The 23,434-nt window shown below is 65.2% G+C and carries 19 protein-coding genes; 8 read left to right on the top strand and 11 right to left on the bottom strand.

Going from position 1 to position 23,434, the window contains the following annotated elements:
* Position 1 precedes the first annotated feature (1 nt).
* The 3 genes from BLW56_RS00810 to BLW56_RS00800 are packed head-to-tail and all read right to left on the bottom strand — an operon-like array spanning position 2 to position 4,156.
* Positions 2–1,693, bottom strand: a complete 1,692-nt coding sequence (locus BLW56_RS00810; protein ID WP_093508789.1) for a class I adenylate-forming enzyme family protein — start codon at positions 1,691–1,693, stop codon at positions 2–4.
* A 1-nt stretch (position 1,694) separates the two neighbouring features.
* On the bottom strand, positions 1,695–3,191 hold the full coding sequence (locus BLW56_RS00805; RefSeq protein ID WP_093508788.1) for a carotenoid oxygenase family protein: 1,497 nt from the start codon (positions 3,189–3,191) through the stop codon (positions 1,695–1,697).
* The gene (locus BLW56_RS00800; protein ID WP_093508787.1) at positions 3,188–4,156 is read right to left on the bottom strand and encodes an NAD(P)H-dependent flavin oxidoreductase; all 969 of its coding nucleotides are present in this window, start codon (positions 4,154–4,156) and stop codon (positions 3,188–3,190) included. Before BLW56_RS00800 ends, BLW56_RS00805 begins: the two co-directional genes overlap by 4 nt.
* 117 nt (positions 4,157–4,273) lie before the next feature.
* On the opposite strand from BLW56_RS00800, the gene BLW56_RS00795 reads away from it, so the two are divergent.
* Positions 4,274–6,562, top strand: coding sequence for a TonB-dependent receptor (locus tag BLW56_RS00795; RefSeq protein WP_093508786.1), 2,289 nt, complete (start codon positions 4,274–4,276; stop codon positions 6,560–6,562).
* A gap of 102 nt (positions 6,563–6,664) precedes the next feature.
* Positions 6,665–7,597, top strand: coding sequence for a winged helix-turn-helix transcriptional regulator (locus BLW56_RS00790; protein ID WP_093508785.1), 933 nt, complete (start codon positions 6,665–6,667; stop codon positions 7,595–7,597).
* 3 nt (positions 7,598–7,600) lie between these two features.
* On the opposite strand, the gene BLW56_RS00785 is transcribed toward BLW56_RS00790, so the two are convergent.
* On the bottom strand, positions 7,601–8,884 hold the full coding sequence (locus BLW56_RS00785) for an MFS transporter (protein ID WP_093510712.1): 1,284 nt from the start codon (positions 8,882–8,884) through the stop codon (positions 7,601–7,603).
* A gap of 234 nt (positions 8,885–9,118) precedes the next feature.
* Here BLW56_RS00785 and guaB point away from each other — a divergent pair, with 234 nt between their 5' ends.
* From guaB to BLW56_RS00770, 3 genes are read left to right on the top strand one after another with little or no spacing between them, the layout of a single operon-like run.
* The gene (gene guaB, locus BLW56_RS00780; RefSeq protein WP_093508784.1) at positions 9,119–10,576 is read left to right on the top strand and encodes an IMP dehydrogenase; all 1,458 of its coding nucleotides are present in this window, start codon (positions 9,119–9,121) and stop codon (positions 10,574–10,576) included.
* Between the two features lie 9 nt (positions 10,577–10,585).
* Positions 10,586–11,776 (top strand): RsmB/NOP family class I SAM-dependent RNA methyltransferase, encoded by a 1,191-nt coding sequence (locus BLW56_RS00775; RefSeq protein WP_093508783.1) that lies wholly within the window; start codon positions 10,586–10,588, stop codon positions 11,774–11,776.
* 32 nt (positions 11,777–11,808) lie between these two features.
* A complete protein-coding gene (locus BLW56_RS00770) occupies positions 11,809–12,339 on the top strand; it encodes a tetratricopeptide repeat protein (protein WP_093510711.1) in 531 nt (176 codons plus the stop codon).
* 6 nt (positions 12,340–12,345) lie between these two features.
* Here the strand turns inward: BLW56_RS00770 and rsmA are convergent, their stop codons facing one another.
* From rsmA to BLW56_RS00750, 4 genes are all read right to left on the bottom strand, one after another.
* Positions 12,346–13,185 carry a 16S rRNA (adenine(1518)-N(6)/adenine(1519)-N(6))-dimethyltransferase RsmA gene (rsmA, locus tag BLW56_RS00765; protein ID WP_256203243.1) on the bottom strand — a complete coding sequence of 280 codons (840 nt, stop codon included), beginning with the start codon at positions 13,183–13,185 and terminating at the stop codon, positions 12,346–12,348.
* Positions 13,182–14,201 carry a 4-hydroxythreonine-4-phosphate dehydrogenase PdxA gene (pdxA, locus tag BLW56_RS00760; RefSeq protein WP_093508782.1) on the bottom strand — a complete coding sequence of 340 codons (1,020 nt, stop codon included), beginning with the start codon at positions 14,199–14,201 and terminating at the stop codon, positions 13,182–13,184. Before pdxA ends, rsmA begins: the two co-directional genes overlap by 4 nt.
* Positions 14,201–15,541, bottom strand: coding sequence for a peptidylprolyl isomerase (locus tag BLW56_RS00755; protein WP_093508781.1), 1,341 nt, complete (start codon positions 15,539–15,541; stop codon positions 14,201–14,203). Before BLW56_RS00755 ends, pdxA begins: the two co-directional genes overlap by 1 nt.
* 267 nt (positions 15,542–15,808) lie before the next feature.
* Entirely contained in the window at positions 15,809–18,112 is a 2,304-nt protein-coding gene (locus BLW56_RS00750) for an LPS-assembly protein LptD (RefSeq protein ID WP_093508780.1), read from the bottom strand.
* Positions 18,113–18,244: 132 nt separating this feature from the next.
* Here BLW56_RS00750 and BLW56_RS00745 point away from each other — a divergent pair, with 132 nt between their 5' ends.
* From BLW56_RS00745 to ndk, 3 genes are all read left to right on the top strand, one after another.
* Positions 18,245–19,690 carry a leucyl aminopeptidase gene (locus BLW56_RS00745; protein ID WP_093508779.1) on the top strand — a complete coding sequence of 482 codons (1,446 nt, stop codon included), beginning with the start codon at positions 18,245–18,247 and terminating at the stop codon, positions 19,688–19,690.
* Between the two features lie 20 nt (positions 19,691–19,710).
* On the top strand, positions 19,711–20,160 hold the full coding sequence (locus BLW56_RS00740; protein WP_093508778.1) for a DNA polymerase III subunit chi: 450 nt from the start codon (positions 19,711–19,713) through the stop codon (positions 20,158–20,160).
* Positions 20,161–20,245: 85 nt separating this feature from the next.
* Positions 20,246–20,668: a nucleoside-diphosphate kinase gene (ndk, locus tag BLW56_RS00735; RefSeq protein ID WP_056371231.1), complete on the top strand. Its 423-nt coding sequence runs from the start codon at positions 20,246–20,248 to the stop codon at positions 20,666–20,668.
* 59 nt (positions 20,669–20,727) lie between these two features.
* On the opposite strand, the gene BLW56_RS00730 is transcribed toward ndk, so the two are convergent.
* From BLW56_RS00730 to purM, 3 genes are read right to left on the bottom strand one after another with little or no spacing between them, the layout of a single operon-like run.
* Positions 20,728–21,354 (bottom strand): hypothetical protein, encoded by a 627-nt coding sequence (locus tag BLW56_RS00730; RefSeq protein WP_093508777.1) that lies wholly within the window; start codon positions 21,352–21,354, stop codon positions 20,728–20,730.
* Between the two features lie 2 nt (positions 21,355–21,356).
* Positions 21,357–22,307 carry a phosphoribosylglycinamide formyltransferase gene (purN, locus tag BLW56_RS00725; RefSeq protein WP_093508776.1) on the bottom strand — a complete coding sequence of 317 codons (951 nt, stop codon included), beginning with the start codon at positions 22,305–22,307 and terminating at the stop codon, positions 21,357–21,359.
* Positions 22,300–23,406, bottom strand: coding sequence for a phosphoribosylformylglycinamidine cyclo-ligase (gene purM / locus BLW56_RS00720; RefSeq protein ID WP_093508775.1), 1,107 nt, complete (start codon positions 23,404–23,406; stop codon positions 22,300–22,302). The genes purN and purM overlap by 8 nt, the downstream gene beginning before the upstream one ends.
* Positions 23,407–23,434: the final 28 nt, after the last annotated feature.

Here is a 23,434-nt window from a genome sequence, read left to right as displayed (position 1 = left end):
GTCAGGCTTCCTTTTCGAGAGTGGCGAGCGCCATGTCGCGCACTTCGCTGCGCATCACCTTGTTGGTGACGTTGCGCGGCAAGACGTCGAAGCGGAACAGGCGTTCGGGCAATTTGAACACCGCGAGGTCGTGCCCGCGCAGATAATCGGCGACCTCGCCGATCCCGACATCGTCGGCGCCGCGCGGCACATAGGCGAGGCCGATACGCTCGCCCATCGTCGGATCGGGGAGCGAGAATACGCACGCCTCCGCCAGCAGCGGATGGCCGCCGAGCAGCTGGTCGATCTCCTCGGGCGAGATATTCACCCCGCCGCGGATGATCAGATCCTTGCAGCGCCCGACGAAGCGATAGAAATCGCCGCCCTCGGCGATCTCGAACAGGTCGCCGGTGCGAAACCAGCCGTCGTCGGTAAAGGCCTCGGCAGTGCGGTCGGGAGCGTTGTGATAACCCTCGAACAAGGTCGGGCCGCGGATCTGCAACTCGCCTGATACGCCGTCCGCCTCGATCGGATCGCCGCCGCCGGGCGGGACGAGCCTGCTTTCGATATTCGGGGCTCGGCCCTCGCCATAGGGGCGCTGATAGGTGCCGCGGCGGGGAAACAGGCTCGCGCGCTTGTCGGGGTCGGGCATGTCGCCCTCGCCGGTGATGAAGCTCATCCCCTCGTTCGACCCGAATACGTTGACGATGATAATGCCAAGCCTTTCCTGAAACCCACGCACCATCGCTGGCGCGAGCGGCGCCGAGCCCGAGGCGATGACGCGCAGGCTGGAGAGGTCGACCGAAGCGAGCAGCGCTTCATTCTGGAGCAGCATGTTGAGCACCGCTGGCGGTGCGATCGTCAGGCTGGGGCGTTCGGTCGCGATCTGTTTGAGGTATATGCCGGGATCGAAGGGATGGTGCAGCACCATCGTTCCCGCGCTGGTCAGCCAGCACATGGTGATGCCGCCGATGCTTGCCATATTGATGAGCGGGAAGGGGTTGAGAAGGACGTCGCCCGGTCCGACCTTCATCGCTTCGTATCCGGCGCCCGCGACCGCGATCCAGTGATTGTGGCTGCGCGGCACGCCCTTGGGCACGCCGGTCGTGCCCGAGGTCCAGCAGATGGTGAAGATGTCGTCGGCATCGACCGGGTTCGCCGCGACATGCGCGGCAAGGGCGGCTTCGTCGCCTTTTGCGGCCGACAGGTCGAGCGCACCCGAAGGCGGGTTGGGGCCGAAGGTCATCAGCGCGATGCCGTTCAGCAGCGGCTGTGCTACGCCGACATGGTCGCATCCCTTGACCGTCGTCGCGCAAACGAACGCCTTGGGCCGAACGACGCCGATCATCCCCTTCAACTCATGGCTGCGATATTGCACCGCCGCCGGGCTGACGATCGCGCCGATTTGCGCGGCGGCGAAATATAGTGCGACGAATTCGCTGATGTTCGGAAGCTGGACGAGCAGCACATCGTCCTTGCCGATGCCTGCGACGATCAGGGCGCCCGCGATCCGGTCGACCTCTGCCTCAAGCTCGGCATAGGTCAGCCGTTGCGGCTCGCCGAAAGCGAAATCGCGGCGATTGGGCGCATCGACCAGCGCCAGCCGGTCGGGGTGCTCCACCGCATTGGCGAAAAACAGGTCGGCAAAGGTCTTGTCGCCCCACCAGCCGCTGTCGCGATGCCGTCGCCTTTTATCCTCTCCCGCGACGATCATCTCAGGCGGCCAGCACGCTGTTCGGACCCATGCCGATATCGTCGCCGCTCGCCCACACCGTGTGTGTTCCCGAGCAGATACGCTCGGGCAGGATGATCCGGCACACCGGCCCCGCCGCGACATTTTTCGCGTCGATCAGCACGCATTCGGATCGGTCGGTTTCTAGGTCGGCGATGAAGGAGACGAGATAGCCGTCATCCTCGTCCTTCGCATCGATGCGCGGCGCGAAGGGGGCTTCGCTGCCGAAGCGGCCCGGGCCGAATTCATATTCCTCGCTGGTGCCGGCGTTCAGGTCGTGCTTGACGAGGCCGCGGAACAGGAACCAGCCGGGCTCGGGGATCGCGCTGTACGCGTAGCGATAGGGTTTGCCCGCATAGCGATGGTTGAACATGCCGAATTCGAGGTCGCGGTCGTCGAGCCGCTGCTCGGTCGTTTTCCCGGTCTTGAGGTTGAAGCGCCAGCGGTGAAGGCGCGGCTTCAGGAGACCCTGATCGAGATAGGCCATCATCCGCTCGAGCCCTTCGGGCGCGTTCGGATAGGATTTCGGCATCGGCTCTTCCTGATAATAGCCGTCGAGAATGATCTCGTCGCCTTCCTCCCACGCGTTGAGCCAGTGGAGCGTGTAGGTCGGTTCGGCCTCGAACCAGCGGATGTCTTCGGGCTGGCCGTGGCGCGGGATGATTGCGAAGCGCGTCTTTTCGTCGGGATGGAACTGGACGACGTGCAGCTTCCGCTCGAGCAACTCTTCGTTCCAGTAGAGCGGCATGTCATTGAGGATCGTATAGTTCTCGGTGAACGCCATGTCGTGCGGCAGCCGCGGACCGGCGAGCGGCACCGGGATATAATGCTTGAGCTTGTTGTCCGCTCCGACGACCCCATAATGCATGTAAGGTGCGTGCTTCGAGTAATTGAAAAACATCAATTCTCCGGTCGCCAGATCGACCTTGCAATGCGCCGAAATGCCGTCGAGCGGTACCCAGCTTTCGGTGCCATATTGTTCGAGCGTGAAGGGATCGAGCCGATAGGCCTCGCCGCATTGGTAGAAGGTCGAGATGATCTTGCCCGCATGGATCGCGACGTCGGTCGACGAAGAATCCTTAAGCCACTCCTGCGCGCCCCAGCCGTGGCGGGTCGATTTGTGCGGCGGCTCCATCAGCCCCGCCCACAGCGAGCGGCCGGCTTCCTTCTCGGCCTCGAATCCCTTGGTGCGCACGAAGCGGCTGCGATAGCTGGCGCGGCCGTCCTTGAACGAGATGGCGTGGATGAAACCGTCGCCGTCGAAGGGGTGATAGCGCCCGATCGGTTCGTGGATCTGGTTCTCGCCGGTGCGGACGTAAACGCCGTCGATGTCGGTCGGGATATTGCCGATCACCTCTGCATCGCCGTTCGCGAAGATCGCGTTCCACTCATTATAGGTCGGTCGCCATGCGTCCTTCATATAGGGGTGGTCGTTCGGCTGGATCGTGGTGCGGATCGTGTCGACGAGCTCGGCGGTCATGCGGGGACTCCTTCGGCGGCAGCAAAGCGCGGCCTTGCGGCGGCGGCATCATATTCTTGAACAAGGCGGTCGACGATGGTCGCGACGGGTTCGACCCCGCGAACAGCGCCCACACCCTGTCCGGCGGACCAGACATTCTTCCACGCCTTGGCGTCATCCTGTGCGTCGGAAAAGTTCGGGCGCTTGTCTTCGGGCATGTTCGCCGGGTCGTAGCCTGCGGCGATCAGGCTCGATTTCAGCCAGTTGGCGGTGACGCCGGTGATGCCCTTCGACGGGACAATATCCTCGGCACCCGCCGCGACGACCATATCCTTATAGGGCTGGACCGCCATGCTCTCGGCGCAGGCGATCAGCGAGGTACCGAGATAAGCAAGGTCGGCGCCCAATATTTCGGCGGCGCGCACCGCATGGCCGGTCGAGATGGCACCGCCGAGCACGAGCGGCCCGTCCCAGAACTGCCTTACCTCCTCGACGAAGGCGAAGCCCGCGGTCGCGCCGGTATGCCCGCCCGCGCCCGCCGCGACGAGCACGAGACCATCGACTCCGGCCGCCGCGGCCTTGCGCGCAAAGCCGACCGAATTGACGTCGGCGAAGACGAGTCCGCCATAGCTGTGGATTTCCTCGACGACGCGCGCCGGGCTACCGAGCGCGGTGATCACCAGCGGTACCTTGTGGCGCACGACGCAGGCGAGGTCTTCGGGCAGGCGGCTGTTCGACGGATGGACGACGAGGTTGACCGCCCAGGGCGCCGCCTCGGGATCGTTCGACAAGGCGGCGTCGATCCGGCTCACCCAATCTTCAAGGTCCGCCGACGTGCGCGCATTGGGCGCAGGGAAGCTGCCGATCACGCCCGAGCGCGAGGCGGCGATCACCATTTCGGGGCCCGAGACGAGGAACATCGGTGCCGCGATCGCGGGCAGGCGCAAATTGCGCGTCAGCGCCGGTGGAAGGCCGTGTTTCGGCACTCTTAATCCTCTCTCAAATTATCTGACTTGCATAACGATACTTAAAGCCGGTATGAGTCGCAAGGCCAGAAAAACATCGCGGGACCAACCTGACGATGGTGGGAGGGAGAGAGTTTCATGAAAAAGCATTTGGTCGCGCTGCTCGCTGCATCGGCGCTCGCCAGCCCCGGTATCGCCTTTGCGCAGGACACCGCGCCCGCCGAGGACCAGGGCGGACTCGAAGAAATCATCGTTACCGCGCAGAAGCGCGCCGAAGGCCTGTCGGACGTGCCGATTTCGATCTCGGCGGTCAGCGGCAAGCAGGTCGAAAGCTACGGGCAGACCAACCTCGAACAGATTTCCTCGTCGGTCCCGAACCTCAAGATCACCCAGACCGCGATCGCCAACCGCATCGCGATCCGCGGCATCGCCTCGGGCGACAACAAGGGTTTCGAACAGTCGGTCGCGATGTTCGTCGACGGCGTCTATTACGGCCGCGACCAGCTCTCGCGCCTGCCGCTCGTCGACATGGAGCGCGTCGAGGTGCTGCGCGGCCCGCAGCCGACCCTGTTCGGCAAGAATGCGATCGCGGGCGCGGTCAACATCACAACACGCAGCCCGACCGACGAATTCGAAGGCTCGGTCAGCGGCCTCTATGAATTCAACCACAAGGAATTCCAGCTCACGGGCGTCCTCTCGGGGCCGCTGAGCGAAGGGATCGAGGCGCGCGTCGTCGGCTATCACCGCTCGATGGACGGTTATTTCTACAACCAGAAGCTCGATCGTGACGAGCCGAACGTCGACGAATATTATTTCCGCGGCAAGCTCGAACTCGACAAGGGCGGGCCGTTCGCTGCCGAATTGAAGCTGGAATATGCCGATTTCGAAATGAAGGGACAGCCGCGCGACGTGTTCGGCGCGGTCGGCAACTACAACACCGTCTTCCAGGGTCCGTTCTTCGTCAGCACCACCCCCGACTATGTCCGCGAAGACAATGGTTATGAGAGCAAGAACAAGGTTTTCGGCGCGACGCTGAACGCCGATCTCGAAGTCGGCGAGCATACGCTGACCTCGGTTTCGTCGCTGCTCGACTACAAGACGCGCGAGATCGTCGACGTCGATTTTTCGGGCATCAGCTTCCTCGACGGAACGAACCTCCGCGAGGATTATCGCCAGTTCAGCCAGGAACTCCGCCTGACCTCGCCGGGCGGCGAGGCGTTCAACTATATCGCGGGCGTCTATTATCAGCATGCCAAGCTCGACGTGCAGGACTTCACCCGCTTCAATTCGACCTTCCTCGCCCTGGGTGCGCCGTTCAACGCGCTGGGCGATACGCGCAACGACCGCGATTATGCGCAGAAGTCGGACCTGATCTCGGCCTTCGCACAGGGCGAGCTGTCGGTCACCGACCAGCTCCGCATCACGGCGGGCGCGCGTTTCAACCATGAGAAAAAGAGCGGGAGCCGCAGCCTCGCGATCGTGCAGGGGCCGCTCAACACCTTCAACCCCTTGATCGTTGCCGCCACCTTCCGCGCGCTCAATATCGAGGCGCACAGCGTGTCGGGCAAACTCAGCGAAGACAGCTTCAATCCGATGGTCAACGTCCAGTATGACGCAACCGACGATCTGATGCTCTATGCGTCTTACGCGAAGGGCACCAAGGCGGGCGGGTTCGACATCCGCTCGAACTCGCTTCCGGGTTCGACCACCGTCGCAAAGCCGGGCGCCTTCATGTTCGAGGACGAAAGCGCCGACAATTTCGAGGCGGGCCTCAAATACAAGGGCCGCAATGTCGCCTTCAACCTGTCGCTCTATCGCACCGATTACAAGGATCTTCAGGTCAACATCTTCGACGGTACGCTGAACTTCAACGTCCGCAACGCCGCCGAAGCGCGCACGCAGGGTGTCGAGGCCGACTTCCGCGCGGCGCTGGCGCAAGGGCTGACGATCAGCGGCGCGGTCGCCTATCTCGACTTCAAATTCTCGAACTTCACCGACGGCCAATGCTATTATCTGCAGACCCCGGGCGCGAACGGTTTCTGCGACTATTCGGGCAAGCGCAATGCGCTCAGTCCCAAATGGTCGGGCAACCTCAACCTCGACTATACGACGCCCGTCACCACCAACATGAAGGTGGCGTTCAACGTCAACGCGGACTTCTCTTCCTCCTATATCGCGTCTGCGAATCTCGACCCCCGCACGCATCAGGACGGCTATGTGAAGCTCGGCGCGCGGCTTGCGCTCGCGCAGGTCGACGATCGGTGGGAGGTCGCGCTGATCGGCCGCAACCTGACCAACCAGCGCATCCTGCAAACCGCGAGTTCGATGCCGCTCGCGACCACGATCACGCGCAACGCCGGCAATGCCTATAACGGCATCGTTGATCGTCCGCGCACGATTGCGGTGCAATTGACCGGGCGCTTCTGATGCGAGGGGGAGGGCGGCCCAGCACCGCCCTCCTGCCGCAGGTGCCAGCCTTGCCGGTCACCCGGGCTTCGTTTAGGGGCGGGGACAGTGAGGACGGCTGATTTGAAACACGATCGCACGATCAGGGCCTGTTCGATCTGGCGCGCGCTCGATGTCGTCGGCGACGTTCCGGTGCTGCTGCTGATGGAGCAGGCATTTCTTGGCACGCACAGCTTCGACGAGTTTGTCGCGCGCACGGGCCTCGCGCGCTCGGTGGTGAATGGCCGTCTCAAAAAGCTGGTCGAAGAGGATTGCCTTGCCAAAGTGCCCAAAAAAAGTGGGCGGGGCTTTCACTATGTGCTCACGCAAAAGGGGCGCGACCAGTTTCCCAACGCGCTGATGATGCTGCGCTGGCAGCATAAATGGGAATCGGACAGTCGCGATTTCCAGGTCCGTCTGCACCATGCCACGTGCGGCCATGCGACCGAGCCGGTGCCGGCCTGCCGACATTGTCATGCGGAAATCGACCCGCGCGACGTCGACTGGCGCGAGGGACCGGGGCTTGCGCAGGTGGTACCGCACTATGAACGCCGCCGCTTCAATGGCGAGATCGGCGCGCGGCGGCCGGGCGGACGGCCGCTCGTCGATACGATGATCGAATTGTTCGGCGACCGCTGGGCGACGCTGGTCGTCCGCGCGATGTTCACGAGCATCAACCGCTTTGACGATATCCAGCGCGATACGCTGATGGCGACCAATATCCTGACCGGTCGTCTCGAACGGCTGGTGCGGCAGGGGATTTTGAAGACTGTCCCTTATTCGGCGCATGCAGACCGCGTCGAATATCGGCTGACCGCGAAGGGCCGGGATCTCTATCCCGTACTGCTCGCGCTGCTGCAGTGGGGTGATCGCTGGTTCTCCGACGAACGCGGCCCGCCGCTGTTGCTCACCCACCGTCCGTGCGGACACGATCTGAACATGGTCGCAGCGTGCAGCCATTGCGGCGACGAACTGCAACTGTCGAACAGCCGCTTCACGATCGACACCGCCGGCTGACGATCAGGGCAGCAGCCGGCCCTCGTCGCGGTGGGGCATCGGAGCGATAAAGCGCAGGACGAGCGCCGACAGCAGAAGCCAGCCCGCCGATCCGAGGATCGCCGCCGGCAGCGAACTGAGGTCCGCGACCAGCCCCATCGCATAGGCGCCGAGCGCCATCGCGCCGAACGTGACGGCCTGATAGATCGACAGGCACCGGCCAAGGATTTCCTCGGGCGATCGGAGCTGCATCGCGACATTGAGCGTCGTCAGCGTCGACACCCACGCGGCGCCCGCAACGAATGCGGCCATCATCACCGGGGGCAGGCTGGCGGTCAGCGCAACGGGGACCATCGCGGCGGCGAAGACGAGCGAGGCTGCGGTCACCACGCGGTCGCTTCCCCAGCGGCGCCGCGCGGCGCCGACCCAAAGTGCGCCGAATATCGACCCCGCGCCGAACGCCGCGAGGCACAGGCCATAGATGATCTCGGTCCCGTGCAGTCGGTCGCGGACGAGCGAGGGGAGCAGGGCTTGGAACCCCGCAGCGCCGAAACCGAACGCAAAGCCGCGGATCAGCACGCGGCGTACGGGATCCGAATGTGCGCAGAACCGGATGCCGGCGGCGATGGCGGTCAGCATGGGCGTGCGGCGCGGAGGAACGGTTTCGGGATGCCAGCGCAGCAGGACGACGATCAGCGCCAGATAGCTGAGCGCATTGAGGCCGAAGGCGGCGGCGGTGCCGACGATCGCCACCAGCATCCCACCAAGAGCCGGGCCCGCGCTGCGTGCAAGGTTGAACGCGATGGTGTTGAGTGCGATCGCCTGTGGCAGATCTTTCGGCCCGACCTGCAATCGCACCGATGCCTGCCACGCCGGGCCGTTGAGCGCCGTCCCGCATCCGACCGCGAGGGTGAAGAAGAGCAGCGTCAACGGCGAGATCGCATCGAGATAGGTCGTGAGCGTCAGCAGGGCGGAGACGATCAGCATTCCTGTCTGCGCCGCGAGCATCACCCGCCGCCGGTCGAAATTGTCGGCAATCGCCCCGGCGAAGATACCGAGCAGCATGATCGGGATCGTCGCGCCCGCCTGCACCAGCGCGATCAGCAGATGCGATTGGGTGAGTTCGGTCATCAGCCACGCCGCCGCGACCGACTGGATCATCGACCCCATGTTCGAGGCGAGGTTCGCGACCCAGATCGCCCGAAACGCCGGATAGCGGAACGGCGCGAGCGCGGAAGGCGGGGGGGCGTGTCGGGACTCACTTGGACGCGGGTAACCCGCCCCGCCACCCTCGGCAAGACCGGCTATTCGGTCAGGTCGACCGCCGCGTACCTCATTTCGCCAACCATATCTTGATCCATATTCTGGAACCCGGTGCCTTCGTCGTCCTGCTTTCCGGTGGATCCGCAGGCACGCGAAATAATCGTTCGTCACCCACTGGCGCGCGCGGGCGCGACTGGTTACATGGGCCGCCACCAAACGAATCGCGCGTGTCGCCCCGCATCCGGGGCAGGCGCCGCCCGCACCAGAAAGTGGCGACCCATGGAAATCATCACCGGCCTGACATTCGACGATGTGCTGCTGGTCCCCGGCGCGTCGGATATCCTGCCGTCGGATGCCAATCTGTCGACCCAGCTGACGAGCGAGATCAGCCTCAATATCCCGATCCTGTCGTCGGCGATGGACACGGTGACCGAGGCCGACATGGCGATCCTGATGGCGCAGATCGGCGGCATCGGCGTTCTCCACCGCAACCTCACTGTCGAGGAACAGGCGGCGGCGGTGCGACAGGTCAAGCGCTTCGAAAGCGGCATGATCGTCAACCCGATCACCATCACCCCCGACGCGCCGCTCTCCTACGCCACCGCGCTGATGGCGCAGCACAAGATCTCGGGCATTCCCGTCGTCGAAACCGGCGGCAAGCTGGTCGGCATCCTCACCAACCGCGACGTCCGCTTCGCCGACAATCCGGGCCAGCCGGTGCGCGAGCTGATGACCGCCGACAATCTCGCGACGGTGCGACCGGGCGTCGGGCAGGACGAGGCACGCAAGCTGCTCCACCAGCGCCGCATCGAAAAGCTGCTCGTCGTCGATGACGATTATCGCTGCATCGGCCTGATCACCGTCAAGGATATGGAAAAGGCGGTCAATTTCCCTGATGCGACCAAGGACGGCAGCGGCCGCCTGCGCGTTGCCGCGGCGACCAATACCGGCGATAGCGGCGTCGAGCGTGCCGAGGCGTTGCTCGAAGCCGAATGCGACCTGATCGTCGTCGACACCGCCCACGGCCACAGCAAGGGCGTCGGTGCGACCGTCGAGCGTATCAAGAAACTGTCGAACCGGGTTCAGGTGCTTGCCGGCAACGTGGCAACGGGCGATGCGACGCGTGCGTTGATCGACGCGGGCGCCGACGGTGTGAAGGTCGGTATCGGCCCGGGCTCGATCTGCACGACGCGGATCGTCGCTGGCGTCGGCGTGCCGCAGCTCACTGCGATCCTCGACAGCGTCGAGGCTGCGGCCAAGCTCGGCGTCCCGGTGATCGCCGACGGCGGCCTCCGCACCTCGGGCGACGTCGCCAAGGCGCTGGCGGCGGGCGCATCGAGCGTGATGGTCGGCTCGATGCTTGCGGGCACGAGCGAGGCGCCGGGCGAAACCTTCCTCTATCAGGGGCGCACCTACAAAAGCTATCGCGGCATGGGCAGCGTCGGCGCGATGGCGCGCGGCTCGGCCGACCGCTATTTCCAGCAGGACATCAAGGACCAGATGAAGCTGGTTCCCGAAGGCATCGAGGGCCAGGTTCCCTTCAAGGGCCCGGCGAAGGACGTCATCCACCAGATGGTCGGCGGCGTGAAGGCGGCGATGGGCTATACCGGCAGCCGCACGCTGGCGGACTTCCGCGAGCGCGCCAAATTCGTGCGGATCACCAACGCCGGCCTGCGCGAAAGCCATGTCCACGACGTCGCGATCACGCGCGAGGCGCCCAATTATCCTGCGGGCTGAGGCCGGCCGGTGACGCCCGCAGCGCGCATTCAGGCGTCGATCGAGATCCTCGACGCGATCGCGGCGGCCGCGCGCGAGGGCGGCCCGCCCGCCGACGCGATCTTCGCCGAAGCGATGCGCGCGCGCCGCTATGCGGGGTCGAAGGACCGCCGCGCGATCCGTGCCCATGTCTATGACGCGATCCGTGCCGTGCGCTCGGCGCCCGCATCGGGCCGCGCCGCTATGCTCGCGCTTGTCGATGCGCAGCCTGAACTTGGCGAGCATTTCGACGGCTCATCCTATGGTCCCGCACCGATCGCCGACGACGAGCCGCGCGCCGAAACCGGGCTCGCCGCAGAGGCGCTGATCGACCTCTTCGATCCGCTCATCGACGGCAATGAATATGAGGCGATGTTGGCGCGCGCGTCGCTCGACCTGCGGGCCAACCGGATCAAGGCGACCCGCGACGATCTGGCCGTGCTGTTTCTAGACGGCGAAGCGATCGAGGGCGCTCCGGACGGCTGGCGGCTGCCATCCGAAACGGCGGCGGTGCAGCATCCCGCCTATGCCGAGGGCCGCTTCGAGGTGCAGGACGCCGCGAGCCAATATGCCTCCGCCGCGCTCGACGCGGCGCCGGGGCAGCCCATCGTCGATCTTTGCGCCGGCGGCGGCGGCAAGACGCTCGCCATCGCGTCGCTCACCGCGAACGACGCCGAAATCCTCGCCTGCGACACCAACCGCGCTCGGCTCCAGCAATTGCCGCCGCGCGCCGAACGCGCCGGTGCCACGCGCATCGAAACGCGGCTGCTTAATCCGGGCAAGGAAGCCGAGATGCTGGCCGACTGGCAGGGCAGGGCGGCGCGCGTCTTCGTCGACGCCCCCTGTTCGGGGAGCGGGACATGGCGCCGCAGCCCCGAGCTGCGCTGGCGGCTTACCCCTGCGCGCCTCGAACGCCACCTTGCAGATCAGGCGAAGCTGATCGACATCGGTGCCGATCTTGTGGCGCCGGGCGGCAAACTCCTTTATGCTGTCTGTTCGATCATCACGCGCGAGGGGCGGGCACAGGTGGACGATTTTCTGAACCGGCATCCCGGCTGGACCGCCGACGTCGACATCCTTCCGGACGGTATCGGCCGCCCCGCAGGTGCCGGATTTCTGCTGACCCCGGCGCGCGACGAATGCGACGGATTTTTTCTCGCACGGCTGACCGCACCATGTTAGCATCGCCTGTAATGAAGCGATGGGAGAATGCGATGCGCGTTGGCTTTCTGGCTCTGACAGCAGGTGTGATCCTCGCCAGCCTGCCCACCGCATCCGATGCGCAGCGCGCCGACAACGACATCTTCCCGCGTTCGATCGCGCTCCAGCACGAAGGGCAAAAGGCGCAGGAAGCCGGCGAACTCGATTCCGCGATCGACTTTTATGAATCGGCGCTCGCCGCCGACCCGCGTAACCGCTCGGCGATCATCGCGCTCGCACAGGTCGCGCGCGCGCAGGGGCTGCCGGGCAAAGCGATCGGCCTCTACCGGGAGGCGCTCGTCCTCGAACCCAATGATATCGTCGCGCTGACCGGGCAGGGCGAAGCGCTTGCCGACAAGGGCGCGCTTGAACTCGCGCGCGAAAAACTCGCCGAGGCGCAGCGTGTGTGCGGCGAAAAATGCCCGCAGGTCGCAGCGCTGGAAAAGGCGATCGCGTCGAGCGCGTCGAAACGGGTGGTCGCGGCCGAAGTGCTGGTGCCGAAGCCTGTCGTCGCGACCGTCGGGACGACCAGCAACAAGAACTGACCGGGCTCAAGCCCCCAGCGCGCGGGCGAGTGCGACCCACTCGCCGACGCTGACCGTCTCGGCGCGCCGCGTCGGTTCGATTCCCAGCGTCTCGGCGGCGGCGACCGCACCCTCGAGCCCCTTCAGGCTCTGCCGCAGCATCTTGCGCCGCTGGCCGAACCCCTTTTCGGTGAGCTTCGACAGCAGCTTCGGGGCGATGCCTTCGGGCTGGTCGGCCGGCGTCACATGGACGATCGCGGACATGACCTTGGGCGGCGGCGTAAACGCCGAACGATGGACTTTCATCGCGATCTTCGCGGACGAGCGCCACTGTGCGAGCACCGCGAGCCTGCCGTAGGCGTCGGTCCCGACCGGCGCGACGATGCGCTCGGCAACCTCGAGCTGGAACATCAACGTCAGCGACAGCCAGCGCGGCGGCCACTCGGCAGGTTCCAGCCAGCGCGTGAACAGCGCGGTGCCGACATTATAGGGCAGGTTGGCGACGATATGATATGGTTCGCCGCCGGTCAGCGCGTCGACATCGACCGCCATCGCGTCGTCGGCGATCACCGTCAGTTGCCCCGGAAAGGCATCGCCAAGCTCGGCGAGCAACGGCAGGCAGCGGTCGTCGCGCTCGACCGCGATGACCTTTGCGCCGGCACGCAGCAGCGCTCGCGTCAGTCCACCGGGCCCCGGCCCGACCTCGAACACCGTCGCGCCGTTCAGATCGCCGGGAATCGCCGCAATCCGGTCGAGCAATTGCTCGTCGAACAGGAAATTCTGTCCCAGCGCCTTGCTCGCCTGCAGTCCGTGCGCGCGCACGGTCTCGCGCAGCGGCGGCAGCGGCGTCTGCGGCTGGACCGTCACTTTGCCGGTGCGAAATTGCGTTCGCGTGCTGCGGCCATCCGCGCGGCCATTGCGATCGCGGCGATCGTCGGCCCCGGATCGGCCTGTCCCGTACCCGCGATATTGAATGCGGTGCCATGGTCGGGCGAGGTCCGGATGATCGGCAGCCCGAGCGTCAGATTGACGCCGTCGTGGAAATGCAGCGCCTTGAACGGCGCCAGCGCCTGATCGTGATAGCCGCAAAGCAGGGCATCATATTGGTCGCGGATCACCGGGGCGAAGAGGGCGTCTGCCGCGACCGGCCCGTCGACGACGATCCCTTCCTCGGCCAGCTGCGCCACCGCGGGGGCCATGATGCGCTCCTCCTCGCTGCCGAGCTGCCCACTCTCGCCGGCGTGCGGGTTGAGCCCCGCAAGCGCGAGACGCGGTGTCTCTATCCCGAAGTCGCGGCGCAGTCCGCGCGCGACGATTCGCGCCTTGGCGACGATCAATTCGCTCGTCAGCCGCTCGGGCACGTCGGCGAGGGGGATGTGCACGGTCAGCGGCACGACGCGCAGGCTCGGGCCCGCCAGCATCATCACCGCATTGGTGGCGGCCACCCCGCAACGCTCGGCGATGAATTCGGTCTGTCCTGGATGCGTGTAGCCGATGCCGTGGAGCGCATATTTCGATACCGACCCGGTAACGAGCGCCGAGCTGGCCTGATTGCGCGTCAGCCCGATGCCCGTTTCGAGCGCATGGAGCGCGCAGGTCGCCCCCGCGGGCGTCGGCGTGCCGGGGGTCAACGGGCCGCTGTTCTCCAGATGCCAGACGGGCAACGCGTCGTTAAAGGCGCGCACGACCTCGTCCATGTCGCCAACGCGTGCGACCGGCCCGTCCCAGACGGCCTCGATGGCAGCGATATCGCCGATCGCGACAAAGGGCGGCAGGTCATGTTCGCGACGTGCCGCCCAGGCGCGGGCGGAAACTTCGGGGCCGACGCCGGCCGGGTCACCCATGGTGACCGCGATCGGCTGTCGATAATTCGGAACCGTCATCAGCTATATTCGATCACGGCATCCCGACGCAGGTCGCGCAGATAGCGCTGGGCCCGCTTGTTGACCTTGTCGTCGAGCAATTTCTGCTCGATCTGCTCGAGGTTCGGCGCGGTCGCGGTCTGCGGCATGTCGCGGCCGCACAGCACGAGGACGCTGACGCCTTCGTTCGCGGCGCCAAAGGGCTGCGTCGTCTGGCCGATCTGCAGGCTTGCCAATGTGGCTTGCAGCGGTGCCGGAAGCGCGCGCATCTCGATATTGTCGCGCGATACGACGTTCGCGCCCAGGCTCTGCGCGACGGCGTCGGCCGCGCCGCAACCGGCGATGCCCCGCGTCTTTTCGGCGAAGGCGCTCGCCATCTCGGTCGCTTTCGCCGGGGTCGTGCCTGCGGGGAAGTCGAGCGAAATCTGCTTGAGGCTGAGGATCGCGTCGCGCGGATCGGCGGTCAGCACCTGACGTCGGTCGATCATCAGCATGATCGACACACCGCCGGGCACCTCGACCGGACCGACAAGCTGGCCCGGCTGCATCTGCGTCGCGGCTTCGCCCATCGAACCCGGCAGCTGCCCGGCTTTCACCCAGCCGAGGTCGCCGCCGACGACCGCGGTCGAAGCTTCCGAAAACTGGCGTGCATAGGCGGCAAAGCTGCCACCCGCCTGCAGCGCCTGAATGATCTTCTGGGCATTTTCGGACACCGCTGCGGCGGTCTCGGGGGTTGCCGACAGATAGATTTCGCCAAGGTGGAATTCATCCTGACCCTTGGAATTGATCAATTGGTCGGCGACGATCTTGACCTCTTCGGGCGAAACGTTGGTCGTCGACTGGATGTTGCGCGAAAGCAGGCGGTCCCAGGCGAATTCGCCCCGGATCTGTTGCTTAACCGCCGCCGCCGACGATCCCTTGGACGTGAGATAGGTCGAAAACTGGTCGGGTGTTTGTTTGAAACGCATCGCAAGCCGCGCGAACTGGTCGTTGACGACATTCTCGTCGATCGTGATATCGGCCGCTTTCGCTTCCTGGATCTGCAATTTCTCGTCGATCAGGTTGCTGAACACCTGGGTGCGCAGCCGCTGGATTTCCTCTGCCGGCAATTCGACATTGTTGTTCGCAATGCGGATCAGCGCCATCCGTTGCTCGATGTCGGTTGCCGTGATGATCTCTCCGTTCACCGAAGCGGAAGGGCGATAGACGTTGGGCTTGGCGTCGCCGTAAAGCTGCACATTGCCGGGAATGTTGAGGCTGGTCGTCGGAACTTCGCTGTCGGCAACGGTCTGCGCCAGCACGGGCGTTACACCGACGGCGGCCAGTGCGATCAGGCCGGTCATGGTCGAAAATTTGGTCATCTTTACCCTATTCGAGAAAGTCCGGACGCTCCGTATCAGCGGAAACGCCCGATGGTCCAGCGCAATCCGCCATGGGAGCCATTTGATGCCCGCGAATACGCCCGCAACGCTGAACCTAGGCTGAGCGAACGGGCTGCGGTTCCGGGGTGGCTTCCAGACATTCGTCACCCCGGACTTGATCCGGGGTCCATGATTTCAACGCCGCGATGGATCTCGGTTCAGTCGGGGATGACGATGATGGAGAGGGCAACCAACGCTCGACAGCCGTCAGAAGCCCAGATTGCGGAACGCGATACGGAACGAGAAGCTGTTGCCGCGCCGCGCGTCGCCCGTGTCGGCATAATCGCGCCGCCAGGTCAGTGCGATCGACAGGCACTCATCGTCATAGGCGACGCCCAGCCGGTGGCGAATCGGCTCGAATCCGTCGGCACCGCTCAGCGGATCGTCGCTTTGCTGGGTCAGGTCGACGATTGCCGAGCCGAAGATCGACCAGTTTTTCGCGACCGCGACGCGCCCGCCGACACGCGCTTCCTCGCGATCCTGCAAATCCTCGCCGAGCAACAAGATGTCGCGGTTGAGCCGCGAATAGCCGAGCACGGCATAGGTCGAGCGGCCGCCGATCGTTGCGTCGAATTCGTTGCGGCGAACCGCCAGATTGTCCTTGTCGAGCCGGAAACGGTGGGTCAGGCGCAGGAAATCGCGATAGGCAATCGTCGTGCGGCCGACGATGTCCGACGTCCGGTCGGTCAGCCCCGTGCCGTCGGGAAACAGGCTGGGCTTGTCCGACAGGCGATAGCTTTGGCCGACGACGCTGTTGATGTTGAAGCCGGGCCGGCTGTAATTCCATTCGACACCGTAAGTGACGCGCGCGCCGTCCTCGAACCGGTCGTGGCCGTTGAACCGGTTGATCGCGAACAAATTGCTGTCTTCAAGGTCGAAGGCCCGCGAATCCTCGTTCGGGATATCCAGATTCTTGATCGGCGGCGTCGCGACGACCTGAATACGGGGGGTCAGCGTCTGCGTGCCGCCTGCAAATTCGCCGATGAAGGGCCAGCGCATATCGGCGGCGACCGCGGCGATCCCGCGCGCCTGCCAGCCCGATTTGCCGCGATAGCCGGGAATGGCGGTGAGCAGATTCTCGTCGCTGTGATAAACGTCGCCGCGCACCAATGCGGTCAGCGTGACTTCCTGACCCAGCCCCGTCAGGCCGCGCAAATCCCAGCGTGCGCCGGCAAAGGCGCGCTGCGTGTCCTGGCCGGCGGTGCGCCCGATCGCCAGCGTGTTGAGCTGGAGTTCGAACTGGCCGCCCAGCACCGGGTCGGCGAAGCGCTGGCGATAATCGATAACGGGCAGCGCGATCGCCTGCTGTCCTTGCACATCGTTGACGCGCAGCGTCTGCGTCGCCCAGCCCGCGATCGACATGTAGCTATTGCCGCCGATCCGCTCGAGTTCGAAGGTCGAGCGTAGCCGGTCGTCGCGACTGATGTCGTACCGGCGCATGAAGGTGCGGTCGGTCGCGATGCGGCCCGAATAGGTGAGGCTCCATCGCGGGTCGAACTGGAACTTGCCGGCGCTTTCCAGATAGCCGCGAAAACGCTTCTGGGTGTCCGGATCTTCGCCGGTCAGCGGGACCAGCGAGCCATAAGTGGCATAACCGTTGATGCGGAACGATCCGATATCGGTCAGCGCGCGGAACTCGCCTTCGATCATCGGCGCCGCGCTTGTGTAAAGATGCGGGGTGATCGTGATGTCGCGGTCGGGCGCGAGGCGCAGATAATAGGGGACCGCAATTTCGAACCCGTTGCTGCGGTCGAGCCGGATTTCGGGGACGAGGATGCCGCTTCCCGCTTCGCTGTTCGCCGGGTGACTGAGGCCGGGCAGGGGGATCAGTGGCAGGCCGAAAATCTCGACCCGCGCACCCTTGTAGCGGATCTTGTTCTTCGTCCGGTCGTACATCACCTTGACCGCGCGAATCTGCCAGCTCGGATTCTTCGGGCAACCCGATTCATCCTCGACCGGACAAGGCGTGTAGGCGGCGTTCTCCAGCTCGATATTGCCATTGTCGAACCGCGTGCCCCTGATCGCGGCAAGGCGCGATCCATTGTCGAGCACGACGAGCAGGTTTTCGACGACGCCGTCGCGCAGCGTATCGGTCAGTTCGATCTTGTCGCCATAGGCGGTGTCGCCTTCGGGATTCTTGATCGTGACATTGCCCTCGGCAAAAACCTTGCCGGTCTGCCGGTTCCAGGTGACCTTGTCCGCGCGCATTTCGATCGCTTCGCGGTTCATCTGGACATTGCCCTCGGCAACGACGACTTCGCTGTCGCTGTCGTAATTGAGGTTGTCGGCGGCAAATCCGATCTGTTCCTCGCCCTTTACATCGGGCGCGTCGGACGCGGCGGGGGCGATATCGGGCGTTTGCAGGTCGGGCTGCGCTGCGACATCGGCCGGTCGGGTCATTTCCTCGCTGGTCTGGGCCAGCACCGGGCACGCGATCAGCGCCGCACTGCTTGCGGTCGCCAGCCAGAAGGGCCGTGCGCGCGCCGTGTGTTGGAACAAAGCCCAGCTCATTTGATATCTTTGTCCCACACCTTATCTTGCGTCCACCCGGACTGGACCGGCTGCTTTGTTTTTGCAACTCGCAGGCGAAACCCCTATCGGTCCGGCACGTTCCAATCAATCATCGCATAAGAAAGTTAAGGCATGGACATTCAGTTTGTCGCGCAAATCGATGCGTCTGCCGACGTTGTCGCGTTTCCGGTCCGCAAGGGCGAAGCCGGCGCGCTCGGTGCGCTGCTCGGCGCCGCTGCGGCGCAGGCGCGCTTCGACGGCGCGGCGGGCACGATCGCCGAAACCGCGGCGATCGACGGCGCGCAGGCGAAGCGTCTGCTGCTCGTGGGCATCGGCGAGGGCGGCGAGGCGGATCTCGAGCGCGGCGGTGCGGCGCTGACGGCCAAGTTGCAGACGAGCGGCGTCGCTCACGTCCATGTCGATTTCGCGAGCGCGGGCACGAGCGATGCCGACGACGTCCTGGCCTTCGCGATGGGCGCGCGCCTGCGCAACTGGCGCCTCGACACCTATCGCACCCGCCTTGCCGACACCGCGAGGCCCAGCCTCAAGACGGTGACGATCGCCTCGCCGCACACCGACCTTTCGGGCCGTTGGGCCGAAAATGAAGCGATTGCCGACGGCGTCGCGCTGACCCAGACGCTCGTCGCCGAGCCGCCGAACATCCTGTATCCCGAAACCTTCGTCGAACGCTGCCAGCACCTCGCCGACCTTGGCGTCGAAATCGAAGTGCTCGACGAACGCCAGATGAAGGCGCTCGGCATGGGTGCGCTGCTCGGCGTTGCGCAGGGCTCGACTCGCCCGCCGCGCCTGCTCGCTATGCGCTGGAACGGCGGTAATCCAGGCGACGCGCCCGTCGTCTTCATCGGCAAGGGCGTCACCTTCGACACCGGCGGCATCAGCATCAAGCCCGCCGCCGGCATGGACATGATGAAGTGGGACATGGGCGGCGCGGGCGCTGTCGCGGGCGCGATCAAGGCGATCGCCGGCCGCAAGGCGAAGGCGAATGTCGTCGGCGTCGTCGGCCTCGTCGAAAATATGCCGGACGGCAATGCGATGCGCCCCGGCGACGTCGTTTCCACCATGTCGGGCCAGACGGTCGAGGTGCTCAACACCGACGCCGAGGGCCGCCTTGTCCTCTGCGACGCGATCAGCTGGGCGCAGAGCGCCTATGATCCCAAGGTGATCGTCGACCTCGCGACCCTCACCGGCGCGATGGTGATCTCGCTCGGCCACGAATATGCCGGCATCTTCGCCAATGACGACACGCTCGCGACCGACCTGATCGCCGCGGGCGAGGCCAGCAACAACAAGCTGTGGCGCTTCCCGCTGTCGCCCGCTTACGACAAGCTGATCGACAGCCCGATCGCCGACATGAAGAATATCGGCCCGCGCGAAGGCGGCTCGATCACCGCCGCGCAATTCCTGAAGCGCTTCGTCGACGAGGGCGTCGCCTGGGCGCATCTCGACATCGCGGGCATGGCGTGGGCCGACAAGGACGGCCCGGTGTGGGCGAAGGGCGCGACCGGCTACGGCGTGCGCCTGCTCGACCGCTATATCGCCGCCAACCACGAGGGCTGAGCAGTACAGGGCAGGGGAGCATGGCGCGCGTCGACTTTTACCGGCTGACCCGCGACCCGGTCGAACGGGTGCTCCCCGCGCTCGCTACGCGAATCCTCGCGAACGGCGACCGGCTGCTCGTGGTCGCCGCGCCCGCAATGCAGCGGCAGGCGATCGACGAGGCGCTGTGGACGCTGCAACCCGCCAGCTTCCTGCCGCACGGCCACGCGGGGTCGCCCGACGAGGAGATCGAGCCGATCCTGATCGCGGGTACGCTCGACCCGTCCCCGCCGAACCGCGCCAGCCACCTCGCGCTTGCCGACGGCGAATGGCACGAGGAGGCGTTCGGATTCGAGCGCACCTTCCTCCTCTTCGACAACAGCCGCATCGACGACGCCCGTGCGCTCTGGCGCACGCTCGCCGCGCGCGAAGATGTCGACAACCGCTTCTGGAAACAGGACGAAAACGGCCGCTGGTCCGAAGGGCCCTGACGCCGCGGCGCTCTGTCCTTGCAGTGCAGCAAAAGCGCGGCTAGAGGCGCGCGCATCATATAACACACCAATCAGGAGCTTCCCCATGGCGGTCACTCGCACTTTCTCGATCATCAAGCCCGACGCCACGCGTCGCAACATCACCGGCGCCGTCACCAAGATGCTCGAAGACGCCGGCCTGCGCGTCGTCGCGTCGAAGCGCATCCACATGACGCGCGAACAGGCCGAAGGCTTCTACGCGGTCCACAAGGAACGCCCCTTCTTCGGCGAACTTGTCGATTTCATGATCAGCGGCCCCGTCGTCGTCCAGGTCCTCGAAGGCGAAAACGCGATGCAGGCGAACCGCGACATCATGGGCGCCACCAACCCCGCGAACGCCGAGCCCGGCACGATCCGCAAGGAACTGGCCGAAAGCATCGAGGCGAACACGGTCCACGGTTCGGACAGCGACGAGAATGCGGCGATCGAAATCGCTTACTTCTTCAAGCCCGAAGAAATCGTCGGCTAAACGACACACGCCGCAAGGCAAGGAAGAGGCCGCCGGAGCGATCCGGCGGCCTTTTTTGTTCAGTCGAGCGCCGCCCGCGCCCAATGGAAAGCGGGCAGGTCGACCGACGCCGCCGGGCGGCTCGATTTGGCCGCCTCGCGCAGCACCTGCACCGACGCCGGCCGGCATTTCTCGTCGAAGCCGGGGAAACGAACCAGCGTCGCCGGGGTCTCCTCGTCCTTTTCCTCATAGGTGCCGCACATCACGATCCAGAAGCCGATCGTGCGCAGCTTCTCCGTCGCCGCAGGCCGGTTGTCGAACGCGATGAACGAATAGGGGGTCGGATCGACGGTGCCGTCCTCGGCGGGCGACTTGTCCGATTCGAGCTGGACGATCGCGATATCGCCGTTCGACACGATCACGGCGTCGCGCGGGACCGCCTTGGTGACGATCCCGCTGTTACCCTCGCGCGCGAACCATTGTCCGTCGCGGTGTACCGCCCATTCCGCGCAGTCGGGCCATTGCGAGACGGGCCGGGCGGTATCGACGGCGCAATCCTTCTCGTCATCGAGTTCGGGCATCAGCCACACGCCATCCTCGAATTGCGGCGCGCCAGCGGTATCGGTCTGCTCGAGCATCGGCTTGTCGGAAACGGCCATGCCGCAGCCGGAAAGCATGAGGATCAACAGGCCTGCGAAAAACCGCATCGTCAAAACTCCTCGGCAACCCCCATCAGCCCCGCCAGCTTCTTCGGCGCAATCGCGAGCCAGCTCTTGCGCAGCCATTCGCCGATCGCATCCCAGTCGGTATCGCCAAGGTCGAGGCGGATGCCCACCCAACCGTCGCCGAAATAGGCGGGCCGGTAATAGCGGTCTTCGTCGAGTTCGATCAGCATCGCCTGCTCCTCGGCGCCGCTGATCTTGACCAGCAGCGCGATCTTGCCGTCGCCGTGATGATCCTCGGTAAAATAGGCGAATTTCTTGCCCTTCACGATCCCGAAGCAGGGCATGCCGTGCGACACCACCTCGTCGGCCTCGGGCAGCGCCATCGCGAGCTCCCGGACGCGCCCGAGCAGATAGTCGGGCGACCGCTCGCGCGTCACGAAGGCGGCGAGCGTGGCGGGATAAAGCTGATGCTCGGCGAACTGGACGCGCCGCGCTAGCGTCTCGACCGTATCGCCGGGCAGGATCGCGACCGGCGTCTGCGCCAGCACCGGGCCGTCATCGACGCCCGGCGTCACGATATGGACGCTGCATCCGCCGAATTTGTCGCCAGCGTCGATCGCTTGACTGTGCGTGTTCAGGCCTTTGTAGAGCGGCAGCAGGCTGGGATGGATGTTGAGCATCTTGCCCGCCCAGCGACCGACGAAATCGTCGGAAAGGATGCGCATATAGCCCGCAAGCGCGACGAACTCGGCGCCGGCGGCGCGCAGCTGCTCGTCGACCAGCGCGTCGAACGCATCACGGTTCATGCCCTTGTGCGATAGCGCCCAAGTCGCGATTCCCTCGGCGTCGGCAATCGCTAGCCCCGGCGCGTCGGGGTCGTTGCTGCCGACGAAGACCAGTTTATAGGGGCAATCGGTCGCCTTCGCTGCGTAAAGCAGCGCTGCCATATTCGTGCCCGCACCCGAAATCAGGACGGCGACACGCGCTTTAGCCATTATGCGTTGCCGACCACGCGCCCATCGCGCTCCATGTTTCGGCGCTGCCCGTCACGGTGCAGCCCTTTTCGCCTTCGGCGATATGACCGATGCGGAACGCCGTCTCGCCGGCGGCTTCGAGCGCTGCGGTGACTTCGGCGACATCGCTCTCGGCCACGACGACCGCCATGCCGATCCCGCAGTTGAAGGTGCGCGCCATCTCTTCGGGCTCGATATTACCCTGCGCCTGCAGGAAGGCCATCAGGCGCGGCTGCTCCCAGGCGTCGGCATCGACATGAGCATGAAGGGTTTTCGGCAGGATACGCGGGATATTCTCGAGCAAGCCGCCGCCGGTGATATGCGCGAGCGCATGGATTTTGCCGGTCTTCACCAGCGGCAGCAGGCTCTTCACATAAATGCGCGTCGGCGCCATCAGCGCGTCGATCAGCAGGATAGTCTGGTCGAACAGCGCGGGGCGGTCGAGTTTCCAGCCCTTGTCGGCGGCAAGGCGCCGCACGAGCGAGAAGCCGTTCGAATGCACGCCCGACGAGGCGAGGCCCAATATCACGTCGCCTGCCGCAAGTTTGTCGGCGGTCAGCACCTGGTCGCGCTCGACCGCGCCGACGCAAAAGCCGGCAAGGTCATAATCGCCGTCCGAATACATGCCCGGCATCTCGGCGGTCTCGCCGCCGATCAGCGCGCATCCGGCCTGCTTGCACCCCTCGGCAATGCTCGCGACGACTTCGGTCGCGACATCGTTGTCGAGCTTGCCCGTGGCGTAATAATCAAGGAAAAACAGCGGCTCGGCGCCCTGAACGATCAGATCATTCGCGCACATCGCGACCAGGTCGATGCCGACCCCGTCATGCTTGCCCGATTCGATGGCGAGCTTGAGCTTGGTGCCGACGCCGTCATTCGCCGCGACGAGCAGCGGATCGTTGAACCCCGCCGCCTTCAGGTCGAAAAAGCCGCCAAAGCCGCCAAGGTCGGCGTCGGCACCGGGTCGGCGCGTCGCACGGGCGAGCGGGGCAATGGCACGGACCAGCGCGTTGCCGGTCTCGATCGATACGCCGGCCTGCGCATAAGTGTAGGAGCCGGGTTGGTTGTGCTTGGAATCCATGGCACGCGCGACTAACGGTTCCAGCCGA

It is taken from the genome of Sphingopyxis sp. YR583, from assembly GCF_900108295.1.
Classification (GTDB): domain Bacteria; phylum Pseudomonadota; class Alphaproteobacteria; order Sphingomonadales; family Sphingomonadaceae; genus Sphingopyxis.
The sequence above is the reverse complement of the archived record's forward strand: the minus strand, read 5'-3'. Positions and strand labels throughout refer to the sequence as shown.

Bases quoted from the DNA above. Each gene is read 5' to 3' on its own strand.
- BLW56_RS00810 (WP_093508789.1), bottom strand. From the start codon at position 1,693: ATGATCGTCGCGGGAGAGGATAAAAGGCGACGGCATCGCGACAGCGGC.
- BLW56_RS00805 (WP_093508788.1), bottom strand. From the start codon at position 3,191: ATGACCGCCGAGCTCGTCGACACGATCCGCACCACGATCCAGCCGAAC.
- BLW56_RS00795 (WP_093508786.1), top strand. From the start codon at position 4,274: ATGAAAAAGCATTTGGTCGCGCTGCTCGCTGCATCGGCGCTCGCCAGC.
- guaB (WP_093508784.1), top strand. From the start codon at position 9,119: ATGGAAATCATCACCGGCCTGACATTCGACGATGTGCTGCTGGTCCCC.
- BLW56_RS00770 (WP_093510711.1), top strand. From the start codon at position 11,809: ATGCGCGTTGGCTTTCTGGCTCTGACAGCAGGTGTGATCCTCGCCAGC.
- pdxA (WP_093508782.1), bottom strand. From the start codon at position 14,201: ATGACGGTTCCGAATTATCGACAGCCGATCGCGGTCACCATGGGTGAC.
- BLW56_RS00755 (WP_093508781.1), bottom strand. From the start codon at position 15,541: ATGACCAAATTTTCGACCATGACCGGCCTGATCGCACTGGCCGCCGTC.
- BLW56_RS00750 (WP_093508780.1), bottom strand. From the start codon at position 18,112: ATGAGCTGGGCTTTGTTCCAACACACGGCGCGCGCACGGCCCTTCTGG.
- BLW56_RS00745 (WP_093508779.1), top strand. From the start codon at position 18,245: ATGGACATTCAGTTTGTCGCGCAAATCGATGCGTCTGCCGACGTTGTC.
- BLW56_RS00740 (WP_093508778.1), top strand. From the start codon at position 19,711: ATGGCGCGCGTCGACTTTTACCGGCTGACCCGCGACCCGGTCGAACGG.
- ndk (WP_056371231.1), top strand. From the start codon at position 20,246: ATGGCGGTCACTCGCACTTTCTCGATCATCAAGCCCGACGCCACGCGT.
- BLW56_RS00730 (WP_093508777.1), bottom strand. From the start codon at position 21,354: ATGCGGTTTTTCGCAGGCCTGTTGATCCTCATGCTTTCCGGCTGCGGC.
- purN (WP_093508776.1), bottom strand. From the start codon at position 22,307: ATGGCTAAAGCGCGTGTCGCCGTCCTGATTTCGGGTGCGGGCACGAAT.
- purM (WP_093508775.1), bottom strand. From the start codon at position 23,406: ATGGATTCCAAGCACAACCAACCCGGCTCCTACACTTATGCGCAGGCC.